This window comes from Lactobacillus sp. UMNPBX1 (assembly GCF_002554085.1).
Classification (GTDB): Bacteria; Bacillota; Bacilli; order Lactobacillales; family Lactobacillaceae; genus Lactobacillus; species Lactobacillus crispatus.
The window spans coordinates 1-594 of the sequence record NZ_PCZI01000057.1 but is presented as its reverse complement, the minus strand read 5'-3'; the positions used below and the strand labels follow the sequence as shown (position 1 = coordinate 594).

Sequence of the window (594 nt, the reverse complement as noted above, 5' to 3'; positions counted from 1 at the left end):
TAATGAAGAAAAGATAACTCATGGCTGGCTAGCTGTGGGTATTACCATTATTATGGGTATTGACTTAGTATTAACAGTAATCAGTGTCGAGAGATTCCATACTACAACTAAGATGTGGGATGTGCATATTAACCACTTTATTGAACGAGTTAGAACTAAAGTAGAAAGTCATATGCCTGAGAAAGGAAAATTGCGGGTTGGTGATTGGCACCACTCAGTGATGCAGCACTATGATGAATTACAACCGCAACGATTAAGCTGGAATCATAAGCGCTACTTGAAGAGCTTTCCAAAATTAAAAGTTACTGATGCTCCTAAGTTCATGGAAATTAGGAAAGAAGTCTTGAAGAAAGAAAGCTAACTAACATAATCTTATTTTGTGGGATTGAAAAAAGTCGGATGATCATATTAGGTCATCCGACTTTTTCTTATCCATTAATTCTATTGGGTTCACGTTTTTTACTTTTTATTTCGGTGTAGTTATCTAAAACGTTGGCATAGCGTCCAAGGGTGAAAAGGTAATCAGATAATCGATTGAGGTATTTTAATACGTCATCTGATAATTCCTGTTCATTTAAACTTAATTTGACCAAT

The 594-nt window shown here is 35.2% G+C and carries 2 pseudogenes; one reads left to right on the top strand and one right to left on the bottom strand.

The window, feature by feature from the left end:
- Positions 1-361: pseudogene (locus CP352_RS10755) on the top strand (hypothetical protein); the annotation flags it as partial.
- Between the two features lie 67 nt (positions 362-428).
- Here CP352_RS10755 and CP352_RS10750 read toward each other — a convergent pair.
- Positions 429-594: pseudogene (locus CP352_RS10750) on the bottom strand (ATP:cob(I)alamin adenosyltransferase); the annotation flags it as partial.